This window comes from Enterococcus sp. DIV1444a, from assembly GCF_051712125.1.
Classification (GTDB): Bacteria; Bacillota; Bacilli; order Lactobacillales; family Enterococcaceae; genus Enterococcus; species Enterococcus faecalis.
Genome location: NZ_JBIOOG010000001.1, coordinates 98,414 through 115,758, shown reverse-complemented (window position 1 = coordinate 115,758; position 17,345 = coordinate 98,414). Strand labels below are relative to the sequence as shown.

The 17,345-nt window shown below is 35.5% G+C and carries 16 protein-coding genes; 2 read left to right on the top strand and 14 right to left on the bottom strand.

Translation table 11 applies throughout. The features are described 5' to 3' along the window. Positions 1 to 124: 124 nt before the first annotated feature. From IGI87_RS00515 to IGI87_RS00495, 5 genes are all read right to left on the bottom strand, one after another. The gene (locus IGI87_RS00515; protein WP_438736015.1) at positions 125 to 2,248 is read right to left on the bottom strand and encodes a peptidase domain-containing ABC transporter; all 2,124 of its coding nucleotides are present in this window, start codon (positions 2,246 to 2,248) and stop codon (positions 125 to 127) included. Then, positions 2,241 to 2,873, bottom strand: coding sequence for a hypothetical protein (locus IGI87_RS00510; RefSeq protein ID WP_241690088.1), 633 nt, complete (start codon positions 2,871 to 2,873; stop codon positions 2,241 to 2,243). The genes IGI87_RS00515 and IGI87_RS00510 overlap by 8 nt, the downstream gene beginning before the upstream one ends. Further along, positions 2,870 to 3,547, bottom strand: a complete 678-nt coding sequence (locus tag IGI87_RS00505; RefSeq protein ID WP_104854655.1) for an ABC transporter ATP-binding protein — start codon at positions 3,545 to 3,547, stop codon at positions 2,870 to 2,872. Before IGI87_RS00505 ends, IGI87_RS00510 begins: the two co-directional genes overlap by 4 nt. Before the next feature lie 15 nt (positions 3,548 to 3,562). Continuing rightward, positions 3,563 to 4,024: a hypothetical protein gene (locus IGI87_RS00500; protein WP_240185154.1), complete on the bottom strand. Its 462-nt coding sequence runs from the start codon at positions 4,022 to 4,024 to the stop codon at positions 3,563 to 3,565. 85 nt (positions 4,025 to 4,109) lie between these two features. Further along, positions 4,110 to 4,259: a hypothetical protein gene (locus tag IGI87_RS00495; protein WP_002367605.1), complete on the bottom strand. Its 150-nt coding sequence runs from the start codon at positions 4,257 to 4,259 to the stop codon at positions 4,110 to 4,112. Between the two features lie 212 nt (positions 4,260 to 4,471). On the opposite strand from IGI87_RS00495, the gene IGI87_RS00490 reads away from it, so the two are divergent. Then, on the top strand, positions 4,472 to 5,422 hold the full coding sequence (locus IGI87_RS00490) for an alpha/beta hydrolase (protein WP_438737378.1): 951 nt from the start codon (positions 4,472 to 4,474) through the stop codon (positions 5,420 to 5,422). Positions 5,423 to 5,457: 35 nt separating this feature from the next. On the opposite strand, the gene serS is transcribed toward IGI87_RS00490, so the two are convergent. Genes serS through IGI87_RS00470 form a run of 4 tightly spaced genes read right to left on the bottom strand, consistent with a single transcriptional unit; the run spans position 5,458 to position 9,452 of the window. Next, positions 5,458 to 6,729 carry a serine--tRNA ligase gene (gene serS / locus IGI87_RS00485; RefSeq protein ID WP_438736013.1) on the bottom strand — a complete coding sequence of 424 codons (1,272 nt, stop codon included), beginning with the start codon at positions 6,727 to 6,729 and terminating at the stop codon, positions 5,458 to 5,460. 26 nt (positions 6,730 to 6,755) lie between these two features. Continuing rightward, entirely contained in the window at positions 6,756 to 7,649 is an 894-nt protein-coding gene (gene sdaAA / locus IGI87_RS00480) for an L-serine ammonia-lyase, iron-sulfur-dependent, subunit alpha (protein ID WP_104854658.1), read from the bottom strand. 14 nt (positions 7,650 to 7,663) lie between these two features. After that, positions 7,664 to 8,359 (bottom strand): L-serine ammonia-lyase, iron-sulfur-dependent subunit beta, encoded by a 696-nt coding sequence (sdaAB, locus tag IGI87_RS00475; RefSeq protein WP_438737376.1) that lies wholly within the window; start codon positions 8,357 to 8,359, stop codon positions 7,664 to 7,666. Beyond that, positions 8,346 to 9,452, bottom strand: a complete 1,107-nt coding sequence (locus IGI87_RS00470; protein ID WP_002383466.1) for a PTS sugar transporter subunit IIC — start codon at positions 9,450 to 9,452, stop codon at positions 8,346 to 8,348. The genes sdaAB and IGI87_RS00470 overlap by 14 nt, the downstream gene beginning before the upstream one ends. A gap of 316 nt (positions 9,453 to 9,768) precedes the next feature. Here IGI87_RS00470 and IGI87_RS00465 point away from each other — a divergent pair, with 316 nt between their 5' ends. Beyond that, positions 9,769 to 10,389 carry a helix-turn-helix transcriptional regulator gene (locus tag IGI87_RS00465; RefSeq protein WP_002383467.1) on the top strand — a complete coding sequence of 207 codons (621 nt, stop codon included), beginning with the start codon at positions 9,769 to 9,771 and terminating at the stop codon, positions 10,387 to 10,389. A 57-nt stretch (positions 10,390 to 10,446) separates the two neighbouring features. Here IGI87_RS00465 and IGI87_RS00460 read toward each other — a convergent pair whose 3' ends face one another. The 5 genes from IGI87_RS00460 to IGI87_RS00440 form a co-directional block, all read right to left on the bottom strand. Beyond that, on the bottom strand, positions 10,447 to 11,232 hold the full coding sequence (locus tag IGI87_RS00460) for a hypothetical protein (protein WP_104854660.1): 786 nt from the start codon (positions 11,230 to 11,232) through the stop codon (positions 10,447 to 10,449). A 157-nt stretch (positions 11,233 to 11,389) separates the two neighbouring features. Next, positions 11,390 to 12,151: a formate/nitrite transporter family protein gene (locus IGI87_RS00455; RefSeq protein ID WP_162782662.1), complete on the bottom strand. Its 762-nt coding sequence runs from the start codon at positions 12,149 to 12,151 to the stop codon at positions 11,390 to 11,392. Between the two features lie 176 nt (positions 12,152 to 12,327). Continuing rightward, entirely contained in the window at positions 12,328 to 15,195 is a 2,868-nt protein-coding gene (locus IGI87_RS00450; RefSeq protein ID WP_438736011.1) for an LPXTG cell wall anchor domain-containing protein, read from the bottom strand. Then, the gene (locus tag IGI87_RS00445; protein WP_104854663.1) at positions 15,192 to 15,449 is read right to left on the bottom strand and encodes a hypothetical protein; all 258 of its coding nucleotides are present in this window, start codon (positions 15,447 to 15,449) and stop codon (positions 15,192 to 15,194) included. The genes IGI87_RS00450 and IGI87_RS00445 overlap by 4 nt, the downstream gene beginning before the upstream one ends. Before the next feature lie 332 nt (positions 15,450 to 15,781). Continuing rightward, on the bottom strand, positions 15,782 to 17,287 hold the full coding sequence (locus tag IGI87_RS00440) for a helix-turn-helix domain-containing protein (protein WP_438736010.1): 1,506 nt from the start codon (positions 17,285 to 17,287) through the stop codon (positions 15,782 to 15,784). Positions 17,288 to 17,345 lie beyond the last annotated feature (58 nt).

Genomic DNA, 17,345 nt, shown 5'->3' with positions numbered 1-17,345 from the left:
GACATCATTGCTATTTTTATTAAAGATAAAAATCTCCAGAGGATACTTTCCTCTGGAGATACAATTATTCATTGAATCTCTTACTACTAATTATCAGATAACTATTTACATAAAATTAAACAGTTCAATTCAATATAATTTTCTCATCCACAAAATCTAAAGATTTTTCGTCATGAGCTATATATATCCTTAAACTCTTTGGTAATGTATCTCTGATATATTCTAATATTTTCCTTTTACTGCTCTGATCCAAATTACTCATGGCCTCATCTAAAATAAGTATTTTTGGCTTCCTTAACAATGCTCTAGCCAAATTTATTTTTTGTTTTTGTCCACTTGATAAATTAATTCCACCCTCTGCTATTACTGTATCTAATCCTAAAGGAAAGGAATTTATTACTTCTTCCAATCCTATATTTTTTAAAATATCATAAATATATTCATCATCAAATGAATCAGCTTCTAAGAACAGATTTTCTTTTACTGTTCCAGCCATTATAAACGGTCTGCTCGTTATCTGGATAACGTCTTTTCTATAGGAACTTATATTATTGAAAATATCGTTGTTACCAAGGTATATATGTCCTTGGTCTGGTTTATAAAGTGATGCTAAGATATTACTTAAAGTGCTTTTGCCACTGCCATTTTTACCGTAGATACCATATGTTTTTCCAAAATAAAATTCTTCTGAAAAATCTTTCAAAACATAAGAAGTAGCTCCGTAAGAAAATCGAAGTTTCTTTACAGATAATTTTTTTGAATTATTGAAGTCTATTTGTTTTGCGATAGATTCAGTTTCTTCTTTTGTCACATGAATGATATCATTTAACTTTCTAACCATAACAACTACGTTTTGTATCTCTTTTTGATATTCAATGATGTTTTTTACTGGTGAAGTAAAATAAGTTATCAGTGATATATAGGCTATTAGTAGCCCAATACTTATACCTCCATTAATTACTAATATCCCCCCTTGCCATAATACACAAAGTGTGCCTACTGATTCAATCAAAATAATGATACTAGATTGTACGTTCTGATAAATTACACTAATTTTTTCTTGAGAAGTCAGTTTTTTTGCATTTTTTAAAAATTTTCTAGTAAAAAAATTTTCTAATTGAAAAACTTTAACTGTCTCATATCCATTTAAAATCTCATTTAATGAAGTAATTGTTCTTGAATTTATGTCTATAATTTTAGTATTAACTTTATTTAAAGGCTTAATAAACAATATAGTAATTAATAAATAACTAAAAAATATTCCTAAGGTAATACTAAAAAGTTCTTTACTTATAACAAATAAGATAGCTCCACCTGCTAATGCTATAAAAAATTCCAAAAACAGCGATAGTACTAGTCTAGTCAATATTGATTGTACTTGCGTAGCTATATTATATCTTGTCAGCACTTCTCCACTGTTTTTACTTTTTAAGTTAACTATCTCCATATTTATAAGCTTATTCAAAAAAACTGAGAACAAGCTATCATTCATACGCTTTGACATTTTAGCTATAAACAACGTACGTACTATTCCTAAAATCCATTGAAATAGATATAACAAAATGATAGCCATAAATAAATAATTAAAATTATCAAGTATATTTAGATAGATTTTTTCAAAAAAGTTATATGTATGTATTTTCTGCACGCTTTTTTCTGTCTGTAATATAAAAGTATCTATAAATTTTTGGTAAGAGAAGCTTCCTATAAAAGAAATTAATGCCATTATGATTGAAAAAAATAAAACAATGCTCAAGGTTCCTTTTTCTTGCTTTAAGCTCTCATAATAAAAATTGTGATTTTTCATCTTAGGAACAGAATTTTTTATTTTATCTATATTAAAGTTCACTATTCTTCCTGTCCAAGTAGATTGAAAATCTTTTAATTCTTGTTTTAAAATCCCCAGAGCTGGGTCAAAAATTTTGATATGCTTGTTATTTATAGCTTCCACTACTACAAAATGAGCTAAACCTGATTTTGTAATGATATGTGCTATAAAAGGCAGATGTATTTCATTATTTTGTATACCTTCAATTAATTCAGCCCAATTACCTTCAAGCCCTTCAGGATTTAAGTTTAATTTCCTTGAGCCATCCAGTATTCCTTGAATCGTAGTCCCAGATTCACTTGTTTTTGTTAATTCTTTAGCTGTCACCAGAGATAACTTCCCACCAGAAAGGTTTACGATGGTTGCTAAACAAGCTGGTCCACAATCCTTTATTTCTGTTTGTCTTATCCTTTTAAACATATCTTCCCCCTATTTTGAAATATTTAGATATTACTTTTCGATATACAAAAATAAATTGAATTCCACAAAAAATAAGTACTCCTAAAAATAGTTTCAAATCATAGAATAAGAAAAAATTGAAAGGAGTAATTAAAAAAACTTGAGCACGAGTATCGATTAAAAAGTCATACAGATAGAAATATGAAATACTTGTTATAGATATCCCTATACCACTTCCTATCCATGTACCCGTTAATAATTTTAAACAAAACTCTTTAGTCAATTGTAGCGGACTACACCCGAGGGATGTTTTTATTTGTAATTCTTGTTGTGACAACAAGAATTCTCTCTTTAATTGCATAACTATGTAAAAAATAAAAAATAAAAATAATGCAATTATTAATATTAACAAACTCACTTCCAGCATTGCTAACAAGAAAGTTAATTCCTCTGAAGTATCATTATTAAACAAATGGAAAATTGGAGAGATGTTTTGAGCATCCTTTTCTTGGCTCTTTTTAAATAAATAGACATAAAAATATAATCGGACAAACACAGTAATCCATAAGTTAATAAACATTGAAAAATAGAAATATTTACTGATTGATTTTATTTTTAATAAGTAATTAGACCTATTTATAGTCAATTCTCCACCTCTATAACTTCATTCAATTTTTTTTCTGTTATTTCGTAAATCTTCTTCTTTATTGATGGAATCTGATCATAGTCATGTGTAACCACGATTAGAGGGATATTATACTTATTACTTACACGGTATAAAATATTCATTATTTTTTTTGATGTATCTGGATCTAAATTTCCTGTAGGTTCATCTGCCAAAATAAGTTCAGGATTTTTTATAATTGCCCTAGCAATAGCAACCCGTTGTTTCTCTCCTCCTGAAAGAAGAGAGATTCTCGTGTATAGTAACTCTGTAATTTTTAACTCCACAGCTAGTTTCTCAACCTGTTTTTTGATAATCTGACTAGGAATTTTTTTGATTTTTAAGGGATAAGCAATATTTTCATACGCACTTAACCATTCAATTAGTTGAAAATCTTGGTGAACATAACCTATGCTCCGCCTATACGATATTAATTTTTTCCTCGTATCTAAACAGACTTTTTTTTCATCTAGAACAAATTCTCCCGTAAAATAAGGATGTTCACCTGCGAGTATATTTAAAAGTGTTGATTTCCCTACGCCGCTTTTTCCTATAATAAAAGAGACTTCTTTGCTAGAGAATTCAACAAAATCAATTTGATAAAGGAAAAAATTTTTTTGAGTCAGTACTTTTACATCTATCAACTTAATATTCATTATCTAACCTGCAATTCATTCTAAAAATACGCTATAATGTTTTTTGATTTGTTCTTTGTATGTGGAAGTAAATTCAAATATTACTTCTTCATCAGATACTAACAGAAATTCAACAACTACTGTGCTCGTTTTTAAAAATTTATCTCCCTCAATTTTAGTGGATAAATTTTTCAAATTAACTTCACCTTGTAAAGCCTTAACTGAAAATATATCTTTTATCTGTGTATTCTGAGGAACTCCATCATTCAATAAATTAAGCGTTAATTTTATACTATTGTTAACTTCCTTTTTTAATTTACTTACTTCAACTAACTGAACATAATAATAGGGAAAGGCTATTTGTTCTGCTTCTGAATACGTTTCAACCACATCGATAGCCGAGTCATCATCTTGCTTATGCACTAGAGACTCAGGTGCAGCACATCCTGTAATAACTAACAAAGCTAAGATATTGTATAATACCTTCATATTTTTCATTCGTACAATCCTCATATTATCTGTGCAACTTCAAAAGAATACAATTTTTGTTGACTAAACTGTATTCTTTTGAAAAGACAACATTTTATCTCCAATAAGAAACAAAAATATGGTTATATACTTGCACATGTCTTAAATAACCTGCTTTACTTCCACCACCTGCATTACACAACCAACAATGCCAATGAAAACCAGCTTTAACTTCTCTTGCAACCGTTTCGTTAATCTTTTTCATTTTATCACTCCTTTCTAAATTATAAAACAAATATATTATAATTAGAAAACAATGTCAATTGTTTTAATATTAAAAAACATTGCTTGTCCAAAAGCTTGTATATAAAGTTATTTTTTGGTCAACCTTTGCATTTAGTTATTAAAGAATAAAAGCTGTAATGTAATTTTATTCTAATAAAATAATGATTTTTTCTTTTGAACACCGTCTTTTTTTTGTATAATAATCAAAAAGCAAAGAAAGGTTTTCTTATGACTGAACAATTCATACTTACTTCAAACGATCAACAAACTCAGCTCAATGTACGTCATTGGCCCCGTCCTTCACCCAAAGCCGTGGTTCAATTGATTCACGGCATGGCAGAGCATATCCAACGTTATGATGAATTTGCTCGTTTTTTAAATCAATTAGGGTTTGCCGTAGTTGGTCATGATCATCTAGGTCATGGCGAATCTGTACAACCAACCGCACCTGTCTACGGTTTTTTTGGAGAACAAGGGCCTGAAAATGTCGTTACAGACATTCATCAAGTGAAACAATGGGCTGTGAATCGCTATCCACAATTGCCCTATTTTATGATGGGTCATAGCATGGGGTCTTTCGCCTTGCGCAACTATCTGCAAGACTATCCTGTAACTATGCAAGGAGTCATTTTCATGGGCACTGGAACAAGTCCGTTACCTTTAACCGCGGCATTGCCTTTTATTAAAAAAATGGCCAAGAAACAGCCGACAAAACCAGCTCCGTTCATTGATAAGCTGGCGTTTGGTTCTTTTAGCAAAAAATTTCCTGAAGCAAGTTCCTTTAATTGGCTTTCTAAAAATCAAGCCAATGTGGCTGACTATGAAAATGACCCATTAATGGGCTTTATATTTACCAATAATGGTTTTGCTACCCTTTTTTCACTTGTTAAACGAGCCAATCAAAGGAATTGGTACCAAGCTATCCCAAAAGAATTACCTATTTTGATCATTAGTGGCGCTGAAGACCCAGTTGGTGATTTCAGCAAGGGGCCAGAGAAAATTCAAAAGCAATTAAAGCATGCAGGTTTTCAGCACGTGACGTTACGACTATTTCCCACATTACGTCATGAAATTTTATTAGAAACGGAAAAAGCAACGGTTTTTCAAGAAATTGGGCATTGGTTAACGGATTTAACAAACTAAAAAGAAGGTTGATGCTGTGACATCAACCTTCTTTTTTAATCTATTTTCGTTAAACCGCCCATATAAGGACGTAGAACTTCTGGAATCGTTACCGTGCCATCTTCATTTTGATAATTTTCCAAAATGGCAGCCACTGTTCGACCAACAGCAAGCCCTGACCCATTAAGTGTATGGGCATATTGAACTTGACCCGTTTTATCACGATAACGAATCAACGCCCGACGTGCTTGGAAGTCTTCACAGTTTGAACAAGAACTAATTTCTCGATACGTTTTCTGTGCCGGAATCCAAACTTCTAAATCATAGGTTTTCGCTGCTGAGAAGCCCATGTCACCTGTCGAAAGAGTAATCACTCGATAAGGGAGGCCCAATTTTTCTAAAATATCTCCAGCATTGTTGGTCATTTTTTCTAATTCTTCATAAGAGTGTTCTGCATCACTAAATTTGACCATTTCTACTTTATGGAACTGGTGTAAACGAATTAATCCTCGGGTATCACGGCCTGCGCTACCCGCTTCCGAACGAAAAGAAGGACTTAAAGCAGTAAAATAAATGGGTAACTCTTGCGCCTCTAAAATTTCATTATTATAGTAGTTAGTTAACGGGACTTCCGCTGTGGGGATCAGCGTCAAATCACTTTCTGCAACTTGGAAAACATCTTCTTTAAACTTAGGAAACTGGCCAGTGCCAAACATTGCTTTGCTATTGACCAAATAAGGAGGAATCACCTCGGTATAACCATGTTCATAAACATGTTGATCTAACATAAAATTATAGACCGCTCGTTCTAAACGAGCCCCTAAGCCTTTGTAATAAAGAAAACGGCTACCAGATACTTTCGCACCTCTTTCAAAATCTAAAATTCCTAAGGCTTCACCGATTTCCCAATGTGGTTTCGGTTCAAATGAAAAAGTTTTTGGCGTACTCCACCGCCGAACTTCTACGTTGGCGGCTTCGTCTGCACCAACAGGCACACTCTCATGTGGTAAGTTAGGCAGACGTTCTGCAATGGCTGTGCATTGTTCTTGCAAATGAACAACCTCTTGGTCTAAAACTTTAATTTGCTCGCTAACTTCTTGCATATTTAGCAATTGTTGTGAAGCATCTTTTTGCGCACGCTTTAATTGTGCAATTTCTCCTGACACCTGATTACGGTGTTTTTTCAGTTCTTCAACTTTAACAAGTAATGCTCTCCGTTCTTCATCTAAAGCCAAAAAGCGTAATAAAACTTCCTCGTCCACACCACGTGTTTTTAACTTTTTCTGTACCACTTCTACATTTTGGCGAATTTTTTTCATATCCAGCATCTTATTTCCCTCTTCATGATTAAATTTTAAACAATGGTGAATTTTACTTTTTCAAAAATTTCATTCTTCATTCGTTGGCCAGTCGCTGTGCCAGCTAAGCCACCTAAACCCGTTTCTCTCAATTCTCGTGGTAATTGACGACCGACTTTATTCATGGCTTCCACTACTTCATCTGCTGGTATTTTATTTACAATCCCAGCTAGAGCCATATCTGCAGCGATTAACGCATTGCCTGCACCTACTGTATTTCGTTTGACACAAGGAATTTCGACTAACCCAGCTACCGGATCACAAACTAAACCTAATAAATTCCCTAAAGCCATGGCAAAAGCTTCAGAAGATTGGCGTGGTGTCCCGCCAGCCGCTTCAACAGCGGCGGCAGCGGCCATCGCTGAAGCACTGCCTACTTCGGCTTGACACCCACCGACAGCACCAGCAATCATCGCATTGTTGGCTGTGACCATCCCAAATAAAGAACTGGTAAACAAAAAACGAATTTGTTGGTCACGCGTTAAATTCAAGGTATTTTTAATCGCTGTTAAAACCCCTGGTAAAGTGCCACTTGCACCAGCAGTTGGCGTTGCGCAAACAACGCCCATTGCTGCATTGACTTCATTAGTACCTAGTGCGGCTTGAACTGCAGACATCATTAAATCACCTGATAACGTTTTGCCAGCTGCGCGGTATTTTTTTAAACGAGCCGCATCACCGCCCGTTAGCCCAGTAGGAGAAAAAACGCCTTCTCCTTCTTGCGAGCGTTTGACAGCAGCATCCATGACATCCAAATTTTGACCCATCTGCGTCCAAATTTCTTCATAGCTTTTTTGGCTACGTTCCATTTCTTGCTCAATCATCAAATCAGAGATTTTTTTTCCTGTTTTTTCAGCTTTATCGATAAATTCTTCAATCGAAAGGTACATATGTCAAACTCCTATCATAATAAGATTATTTTCGATGTGTCATCTAGTGAAAACAGTTGTTCTTTCACCGAGGAAATTGGTGCCGAATCTAAGTCAAAGATGAACAAAATTTGATCCCCTTCCACATAACGAGACACAGCATTCACTTGAATATTATTTTTTTGTAACGTATCTTTAAAAGCTTGCATCGCCTGCTCTTCTTGATTAATAACTAACAAAATAGGTAACGGACCATGTAGTTGTACATTGAAACCATCTAATTCAATGTATTTCACCTCGATAGTACCACCACCTACAGAAATTCCTGTTAAATGGATTTCATGCGTTGCATCACTGAGTGTCACACATGCTGTATTAGCATGATTCACTGGACTTTCTTCACTCATTTCTAAAAATTGAATCTCGATCCCTTGTTCTTCCGCAAGTTCAATAGATTGTGTTACGTTGGCATCATCTGCTGCTAGCCCAAGAATTCCACCAATAATTGCAAAATCAGTCCCATGTCCTTTATGCGTGTCTGCAAAAGATTCATAGTATTTAATCACAATTTTTTCTGGCGTTCCACCGAATAATTTTCGCGCCGCTAAGCCAATCGCCAATGCTCCAGCTGTATGCGAACTAGAAGGACCAATCATAATAGGACCGATAATGTCAAAACAACTTTTATAGTTCATTACTTTGTTTACTTTTTTAGGTTTATTGATGGCCATAGCTGTGTTCATACGTAACTCCTCCTTTGGTTTTTACTGCTTCTTTTTCTTTCTCACTGGTTACTTCCGTCGTTCCTTCAAATTCTGGTGTATTATCCACCGCTTCAATTCTGTAACGTTTAAAGACCAAAGCACCTAAAAATCCAAACATCAGACTAACCACTGTGATAATCGCTACTGCTAGTAAAGTCGTTTGAATGGCATTGTTGCCTAACGTCACAAGTAAACCAGCCCACGGCGTTGCCATTCCTGTCACAGGTACTTTTAAGCCAAAGAAGGTTACCACGATACCACTAACCATCCCTGAAAATAAATTGGTTGCGTAAATAGGAATTGGATTGGAGCTGATGATATCGACTTGTGTTAATGGCTCGATTGCCACAGCTAACGGGGTTGAAGCTGTGCCTAGTTTTAACTTTTTAAATAGCGCCGCATTGACAATGGAACTACCGTAACAGGTCAACGCACCGACAGCCATTGGTACACCAGTCAAACCAATCAAGGCAGTTAAAACCATTGAACTTAACGGTGTCATACCAACAATCGGGATAATAGCGCCTAAAATTGCGCCCATCACATATGGATTGCCATCCACTGCACTTAAAATCGTTCCCCCAATAACTTCTAGGACGCCTAATACAACGGGTTGAATAAAACCAGCAACTAACGAGGCAGCGACTGGAATGACTAAAATAACGACTAATAAGTCAATCCCTTCTGGAATACGTTTTTGCATCTGCTCAACAACAAAAGATAAAAGATACGCGGTAATAAAGGCTGGTAACAAGCTGACTTTAATCAATGACAGACCTAAAATAATTGAAAAAACTGGACTAATCCCAAAAGCGAGCGGCACAAGAGCTCCAGCCGCTAAACCACCTAGACTACCCATCGTTTCACCAATTTGCGACACATAATCTAAATGAAAAACGCCGCCTACTGCATACCGCAAAAACGCCTCTGGTAGAAAGGTGGCGCAAGCTGCACCAGACAAAGCACTTAAAGATTTTTTCCCTCGCGGTGCTTTAAAAGAGAATAGGGACATGCCACATAAAACTAAGACTAACATCAAGATTCCTGATAACGTTTTCATTTCTTTGCCTCCAAATATATTTTTTTATAACGGATGGTACTCCTGAATAAAATTTTTATTACTCAACAAGTGAAAGAATGAACGAGCATCCCGATGAACTAAAGTACAATGAGTAATAAAAATTTCATTCCACATTCTGAGTATAAGACTAAACAAAAGTTTAGTCAATGTATTTTTTTAACATAAAGAATCTTATTGCTTTTCCATTAAAAAAGTATTACACTAAAATTAATTTCAGTGTAGGGGAGGATATCACTTGGAGTCATATTTACGTTTAAGTGAAGTAGATAAACAAATCTTACATTCACATGCCTTAATGCTTGATGGATTAGGGAACTTCTTTGGTAGTACCCATGAAGTCATTCTTCATAGTTTAGAAAATTTGGAAAGTTCAGCTATCAAAGTCATCAATGGCCATTTCAGTAACCGTAAGGAAGGTGCCCCCATTACTGATATGGCGTTAAAAATGTTAAGTCAAGTAGAGTCGGAACATGATTACGCTGTGAAACCCTACTACAATAAAAATCAAAAAGGGGTTATTTTAAAATCTTCCACCATTCCAGTTATCGGTGAAAATGATCGTATCATTGGATTAATCTGTATCAATATGCATCTAGAAATGCCATTAATTGATTACTTGCAAGACTTATTACCTTCGGGACAACAAAATGATATGTCCCAAGAGCTTAAAAATTCTGAACATTTTTCTGACAATATTGACGAATTAATCACTACTTCACTGACAAAAGTGAAACAAGCAGTAGAAAGCGACCCAAACGTATCACATTTGAATCAAAACAAAGAAATTGTTATTCGTTTATATGATCAAGGAATTTTTAATCTCAAAGATTCTGTCATAAAGATTGCCGATCGATTAGGTATTTCAAAAAATACCATCTATTTACATATTCGCAATCATAAAAAAGAAGAAGCCTAAACCATAAAAGCCACCAACACTAGTTAGCGTTGGTGGCTTTTATCACTTCTCTTCTATTTAATTTGGTAAATCAAACAAGTAAGGTGTCCCTATTTCTCCATTTAATGTAACATCTAAGCGATTTTTCGTGCCAGGAACTAAATTACTGGCTGTGAAATTCCCTTGGGCATCCGCAGTAAAACTTGCTAAAATCACCCGCGCATCATCTGCACGCGACACTAAAATAGTTGCATTAGGTGCTGTTTTACCAGAAATTGTCCCTTGTTTCGGATCAATCGTAATATTGCTAAAAGAAAGCTCTGCTTCTTGTCCTGAACTTGGAATATCAATTTGGACAGGTGCGCTATTTCGTTGATCAACGGTTGCGATTAATTGAGTAGTCGCTCCCGCTCTGGGACTAACTACTGTAAAGTTGCCATTGGCATCCGCATAAAAAACACCTGCTTGTGCAGAAGCATCACCAACTACCGTTGCTGTAATTATGGCATTAGGCAACGTGGTACCATTAATTTCATTTCTTTCAGGATTATAAACAACATTGGTAATTGTAATATTTGTATCAGGTGTTTGGTTTTGAGGGATTTCATTCGTTTCATCGGTTCCTACAGAGGGCTTCGTGCCATTCCCCGACGGATTTTCCCCTGCCACATCAGAATTTTGACTCGTGACAGACGAACGACTACTTTTCATTTCTTGTTGGCTAGATGATTTCTTCGTGGCGTTCTTTGTTTCTTGTTTTGGCTTAGAATCATTTGTGCTGGCTGTTTTTTTGTTTCCACAACCTGCTAAACTTAAAGACAACACACTGAACGTTAACATACTGAACAAAACAATTTTTTTCATTTTTGTTACCTCCAGAAATCTTTTTGTAATATTAACGTAACATAATTTTAAAAAACTGGCAATAATTTTTTAGTCATTTTTGATAATTTTTCACAAAAAGTAAAAACCTTCACAAAGGCGTTTAGCCATAGTGAAGGTTCTTATCTGCTAAAGGGATTTAATGTTTGCGATAGCTTAAATAGTAGAAGCCAGAAACAAAAATAGCGCCACCAATGATATTACCTAAATAAACAAAAATAAAATTACGGAAAAAAGCCCCCCACTGAACGCCGCCTTCAAAAATTGCGGCTGGAATGATAAATGCATTCGCCACACTATGCTGAAAACCAATCGCGACGAAAATCATTACTGGAAACCAAATACCTAATACTTTCCCCGCTGCATCTTTCGCACCATAACAAAGCCATAAGGCCAGTCCTACAAACCAGTTACAGCCAATACCTGAAATAATTGCCTGAAGCCATGTTGCTGCAACTTTATGTTCTGCTAGAGAAAGAACCTGATTTAAATAGACTCCGCTAGTGGTTAAACCTAAATAATGGCCAAAAAAATAGGCAACAAATAGGGCACCAACTATATTTGCCAATGTAATTGTGACCCAGTTCACGAGCAATTCTCTGAAAGAGACCTTTTTAGCAAACCAAGCCGTACTCACCGCCATCATATTCCCTGTGATTAACTCACCACCAGCCATTAAAATAACAATTAGACCAATTGGGAAAACCGCAGCCCCCACTAAAGCTTGAACACTGGCTAAATCTGCTGGAATAGAGGCGGAAACACGCACATAAGCCAAATAGCCGAGAGAAATCATGGCACCGCCGATAAATCCTAAAATGAGTTTTGCTACCAAAGGCTTTTGAATTTTTCTCTGACCGTTTTCAATACTAATACTTAAAATTTCATCTGGTGTATACAAACATTTCACTTCCTTTGTTTTTTGTCCTCCTTTACTTTACCCTTATATCACAGAAATTCAAGTACTTTTGTGTAATTTTTCACTAAAAAACTGTTGTTCTTTTAATTTTATATAAAAACATCCTGAAACAAGCCTTATTTCTTGTTTCAGGATATTTACTTATCCGTTTTAAAGAGTTATCTTTTTACTTTAAAACAATAGGTTGCTGTAGCTAACGATAACAAGCTAAGACCTAAGAAGCCCCCAACTGCTGAAGTTTGTTCACCTGTTTTGGGGAGTTTTTTCTTGGCAATTTTAGTCGTATTATCCGCTTTTTTAACTGTTTCTGACGATTTTTGATTCGTCTGTACCTGTTTAGTTGCTTGACTTTCTGCTGCTGATTCCTTTTTTTGACTAGCCTTGGTAGACGTCTTTGAATTGCTTTGATAATCATTAGGATCTTGATTAGACTCTTCCGCGTAAATGATAGAATTCTGGCCTTTGTTTTGGCTGTTTTCGTTTACAGTACTTGGGGTGCTACTCTCACTTGTACTGTTGGTTTCGCTGGTTGTACTTGAAGCACTGCTTTCACTTTTACTACTTGTTTCGCTGGTTACGCTTGGTGTATTGCTTTCATTTGTATTGTTTGTTTCACTTGTACTACTTGTTTCGCTAGTCGTACTTGAAGTATTGTTTTCACCTGTTGTGCTTGGCGTGTTGCTTTCACTCGTACTACCTGTTTCGCTGGTTGTACTTGGAGCGTTGCTTTCATTCGTACTGTTGGTTTCGCTGGTCGTGCTTGAGGTGCTACTTTCACTTGTACTGTTTTCGCTTGTGTTACTAGTTGTATCTGTTGGTTTTTCAACTAACAGAAGTAACGCCATTTTTATGGTTTGTGTTAATTGATTAATACGCTTTTGTGCATCTGCGGGCGTTTTAAAATTACCAAGTGTTAGCTCCAATAATTCTTCATCTGACCAAGCAAGCAGTTGTTGTAACTGTTTAGGACTTTCTACGCCATTTGTTGTATCTATTAAGGCTTCTTGCATGGCTTGCCAAGAGTCTTTAGTATATGCGGACTCATCTAATTTATGAATGGTTGCTAGTTCGTTTTCTGCTTCTGCACGTTCTAGCGTGATATCGGTTTTTTTAACTAATACTTTCATTGCAGCCTGCAAATTACTTGTTAACTGATCCACTTGTTCTTGTGTTTGGTTCTCAATTTCCGCACCTTCTGCTAACAATTGTGTCGCCTGCTGATAATAGGGAGAAACAGTCGTTTTAGGACCAAGAGCAGTGAATAACTGCCAAGAGTAAACCGTGTATTGGTTTGCTTCACCTATCGAAGCATAAACAGTTTGAAGCTTAGACAGATCAAGCTTTTTAGCTGGGGCCTCTACCGTCACTGGTACGTTCACCGTTACCAGTGACCCTGTTTCATAAGTTAATTGAACGGTCACTTTTTGTTGACCAATTTGATTTAAAACCTCTGGATTGACGACTTTAGCGGTTGGTACTTTTTCATCCGCATCATTTGTATTAGCAACCAGTTGATAAGGATCAATTGATTGTCCTTGTACAATCGTTGTAGCCACAGGGGTTGCTAAAGTATTTCTAACCGGAATTGGCGTATTTTTATATTGCTCATAAAGCGTTGGTGAAATTAACGATTCCCATGTTGCTGGCATTAAGCGATAGTCCGCCTCTGTCCAATTTTCCACCAATAATTGACCGTTTTTAAGGCCATCATCTCGGATATTCCCTTTCACAAAACTCGTTTCTGGTCGGAAACCACCACCACTAGCGATTAACAATTCCCGTCGACGATTCTGTGGAATATTATGATAATTAACAAATTGATTGTCGATAAACACACCATTAAACACATTGTTATTCCCTGTATGTCGATTGTATTCCATTCCAATTGCATATTGATTGTCCCAGTATTTCCAATCAAAAATATTATTAGCCACTAACCAATTGGATAATTCTGAAATAGCACCTTCTGCTTTTGTTTCTGCCAAACCAATCTCTGGTGTTCCATACATAATAAGACCTGTATTTCGCAAATAATTATTCATAATCGTAATATTACGCCCTGATTTAAACTTAAATCCGCCAGCTGGACCATTTTGCAGTCCGCGTAAATGATTCCCTACCACTGTGATATTTTGGGCGCCACGGAAATAAATTGCATGATCTCCCACCAAGCCATTCAAGTTTTCATTATCATAAGGTGAATAGAAAAAATTATGTTGAACGGTTACATCTTTCAACATATTATAAGAATTAACCCCGGTGGATAGATAATTTTGTTCATTAGGCACTGAAATAGCACCGGCTTCAATGGCTGTTTGTAAACGTGTAATAGTCGCTGCTAAGTCTGAACGACTGGTACTTTTAATTGCATCTAATTCTGTCACTTTTAACCCAAATAAATTGTCCACGATGTCTACATCTGACATATACTGAAAGCGACTTGGTGTGGAATAACCACCAATATAAATTGCTCGATTAAAATCAATCTTCGGTTGCATGTGTGCTGTATCTCGCATAAAAATATTACCTGAAATTTTAACGCCAATATCTGCATTTAAATTGACCACGAATCCTTTCAATGGATTATAAAAGATATTGTTTGCTAAAGTTAATTGATTCGTCAATTTCAAAGTCACATTGATGCCATCAAAGGCAATATTTTGAAGTCGGACATTGGTTTTCGTTCCGTACGTTGTGTCTGTCAGCTGAAGCGGTGCCCCTGTAGCATTATGTAAAATAGTGGCCCCTTCTGTATCACCAATTAATTGATAATTTGAAGAAATAACAATGTCTTTCGACAGAGCGTAACTTCCCTGTGGTAAAAATAATGCCCGTTCTTCCTTTGCCGACTGACTCAACAATGCTTGCAACTTATCTGTTTGATCCTCGGTGCTATTAGGCACCATCGCTTGCGCACCAAAAATTGTTGCATCTGTTGCATCAACTGGTTCAGCCGCTTCAGTCACCATTGGTAGACCAGCCACTGTCAATAAACCAAACAGAAGAATAAGTATTGTTTTCTTCATCTGGTTCCCTCTTTTCGTTCCATCACTTCCAACGGCTTATTTTGCAAAAGTTGATACAGCGTGACGACACGACTGTCTTCGTATGCATATATTTTTTTGAATCTTGGATTCATATGTAAAACACTTGTCACCTTTAACAAATTTTGATTCGTGACTTCCAATTCTAAAGCCTCAACCAATTCCTTTAATCGGACGCCCGCACTATTTTCTTCACAACTTAAAATTCCTTCAATTTGTTCCATCCGTTTTTTCATCTCATCCCGCCTTTCTTCCCTTGCTACTTCTATTATATAGAAAAATTCTTGTGAGAAACCTCAATATTTTTTAACTACCTATCAAAAAAAGCAATAGTTCCTTTACTACCAAAGGCCAATCACCTATTATTGATGCTAAAAAAGTAAAAAAAAGCGCCTTTTTGACGTAATTTCAAGTTGAACTGGTGTAGAATTTATAAAAAATAGCAAGAAAACATCAACAAGTAGGTGCTAAGCACTTACCTATTGATGTTTTCTTCTTGTTTTTTTAATTTTTAGAAAAACTTTTTTACAATTTGTCTGACGTGTATATAAAAACAGCTCATTTTTTATTAAAGTGACGTGGTTCTTTTCTCGTTGATTCTTACTATTTTTTGATTCAATCGATTATATTGCTCAAACGTTAACTCACTTGAAAGTAAAAAGATGTCTGGATGTCCCGTTTCCACATCTGCCAAAGAAGTCACTAAGAGTAAATCAATGTTTTGCCATTCTTCTGTGCTTGCTTCACTGTATCGTAAAACTTCCAATGCATAAAATCGACGAAAATTATTTTCAATCGAAAGTTTCACACGTTCTTCTTCCAACACTGGCAAGCCTGATTTTAAGCCTAAAACAATTTTTTGTTCACGATGAATTAAATCATTGGAAAGCGCCAAAACACTAGAATAACGCAAAGCCAAAAATTCTTTATTTGTAAATAATTCATTGCCTGTTTGTTCGTAAAGTTGATTTAAGCCTTTGCTTAATTCTTCTAAAAGAATTGGATATTTTTCTTTAACTTTATTCCAAAAGACATTGTAAAATTTCACATTTTGGACATAGTAAAGTTCGGCAAACAAATGTGTAGCAAACAAATAATAAAAAATTTGCGGACGAATTTTCTCCAATTGCGGCGTCATTTGTATTTCTTCTAATAAGAAATGTTGGACTAAATGAGTCAACATATAAACAGGTGCTTCAGACTCATCAAAATGCGCTAAAATTGCTTTTGCAGTGGCTTCATCTTGATAAAATTGGTCATTAGCCAACAAGAAAAAGTACACAAAGGTTAAATCGTTTTTATTAAGGAAAAGTGTTGTGGCTGTCATCTCTTCTATAAACGCTTGATAATGTTTATTTCCTTCTAAATAAGTTTCTTGCTCAGCTGAAGGTCGGTATTCGGCGCCTTGCGCACTACGGACTTTTGAAATAGCGACCATATATTTAACCCGACGTAATACCGTTTCCGCAACTTCTACGTTGAAAAAAGCCATCATTTTTTGGACGGTTTGTGTGACTTCCGTTTCTTGGATATACTCAAAAGGCCAAGTATCACGGATTAAGTCCATAAAAATAGTGTAAGCAAAATGGCGCAAATACGCTTCATTGCCTTCAATTTTCCAGGTGCTTTTATTAATCACTAAACCCAATGGCGCTAAAATTTCTGTAAAACCTTTGAGTAAGCGCCGAATCGTGGCATCACTGGTATGATATTTTGTTGTCGCTGGCACAATTCCATTAAATCGCCCCCAGAATAAATCTTCCATTACTTGATAAGTTAAACTATCTTGAAAAATTGCTGTATAGAGTTTCTGGAATGCTTGGCTGGAAGCTAAGTTCAAGCGATAGCCATGACCCTTTTCAAAAGCCAAAGAAGCATCATTATCCACAGCATAATACGTAATGTCATCTTTTAGAAGCTCTACGTATTTTTTGACTGATTTTTTGTTTAATTGTAATTCTTCGGCTAACTCATTGATGTCAATCCAGCCTTCATTAATTGGCAAATTTCTTAAAATAATAATTTTAGAAACGACATCTGTATCGAATATATCAACATATTCATCCCATTTCACTGTTCACTCAACTGCCTCTCTTCTGTTCTATTGTACACAAAATGAGAAATCTATTCCA

Bases quoted from the DNA above. Each gene is read 5' to 3' on its own strand.
- serS (WP_438736013.1), bottom strand. From the start codon at position 6,729: ATGCTGGATATGAAAAAAATTCGCCAAAATGTAGAAGTGGTACAGAAA.
- IGI87_RS00515 (WP_438736015.1), bottom strand. From the start codon at position 2,248: ATGTTTAAAAGGATAAGACAAACAGAAATAAAGGATTGTGGACCAGCT.
- sdaAA (WP_104854658.1), bottom strand. From the start codon at position 7,649: ATGTACCTTTCGATTGAAGAATTTATCGATAAAGCTGAAAAAACAGGA.
- IGI87_RS00460 (WP_104854660.1), bottom strand. From the start codon at position 11,232: ATGAAAAAAATTGTTTTGTTCAGTATGTTAACGTTCAGTGTGTTGTCT.
- IGI87_RS00465 (WP_002383467.1), top strand. From the start codon at position 9,769: ATGCTTGATGGATTAGGGAACTTCTTTGGTAGTACCCATGAAGTCATT.
- IGI87_RS00450 (WP_438736011.1), bottom strand. From the start codon at position 15,195: ATGAAGAAAACAATACTTATTCTTCTGTTTGGTTTATTGACAGTGGCT.
- sdaAB (WP_438737376.1), bottom strand. From the start codon at position 8,359: ATGGCCATCAATAAACCTAAAAAAGTAAACAAAGTAATGAACTATAAA.
- IGI87_RS00495 (WP_002367605.1), bottom strand. From the start codon at position 4,259: ATGAAAAAGATTAACGAAACGGTTGCAAGAGAAGTTAAAGCTGGTTTT.
- IGI87_RS00470 (WP_002383466.1), bottom strand. From the start codon at position 9,452: ATGAAAACGTTATCAGGAATCTTGATGTTAGTCTTAGTTTTATGTGGC.
- IGI87_RS00445 (WP_104854663.1), bottom strand. From the start codon at position 15,449: ATGAAAAAACGGATGGAACAAATTGAAGGAATTTTAAGTTGTGAAGAA.
- IGI87_RS00500 (WP_240185154.1), bottom strand. From the start codon at position 4,024: ATGAAAAATATGAAGGTATTATACAATATCTTAGCTTTGTTAGTTATT.
- IGI87_RS00505 (WP_104854655.1), bottom strand. From the start codon at position 3,547: ATGAATATTAAGTTGATAGATGTAAAAGTACTGACTCAAAAAAATTTT.